Source organism: Acidovorax sp. (assembly GCF_046291265.1).
Lineage (GTDB): Bacteria > Pseudomonadota > Gammaproteobacteria > Burkholderiales > Burkholderiaceae_C > Acidovorax.
This window is the reverse complement of sequence record NZ_JBKBTV010000184.1, coordinates 1-560: the sequence shown is the minus strand read 5'-3', so window position 1 is coordinate 560 and position 560 is coordinate 1. Positions and strand designations below refer to the sequence as shown.

Sequence of the window (560 nt, the reverse complement as noted above, 5' to 3'; positions counted from 1 at the left end):
ATATCTGGAAGACCGATCTGAACGCGGTGCTCGACTGGCTGGAGCCGCTCAGCGCACGCCTGGGTGACCGCCTGTGGATCGCCCCCACGTGTTCGCTGCTGCATGTACCGGTAGACCTGGACAATGAACAGAAGCTCGATGCCGAGGTGAAATCCTGGCTGGCCTTTGCCTTGCAGAAGCTCGATGAGCTGCAGGTGCTGGGCACCGCCCTGCGTGAGGGGCGCGCTGCGGTGCAAGACGCGCTTACCACCAACCAGGCCGCGCTGGTTGCACGGCGCACTTCACCGCGTGTGCACAACCCGGCTGTGCAGGCCGCCGTGGCCACGATCAGCGACAGCCTGGGCCAGCGTGAACACAACTATGCCCAGCGCGCACCCAAGCAGGCCGCCCTGCTGCAACTGCCTGTCTACCCGACCACCACCATCGGCTCCTTCCCGCAGACGGCCGAGATCCGCCATGCACGCAGCGAGTTCAAGGCCGGCCGCCTGGACGAGACCGGCTACCAGGCTGCGATGAAAAAGGAGATTGAACGCAGCGTGCGCGAGCAGGAGGCCCTGGGC

At 65.7% G+C, this 560-nt stretch carries 1 pseudogene; it reads left to right on the top strand.

Annotated elements, in window-relative coordinates:
- Positions 1 to 560: pseudogene (locus ACK41V_RS23805) on the top strand (5-methyltetrahydropteroyltriglutamate--homocysteine S-methyltransferase); the annotation flags it as partial.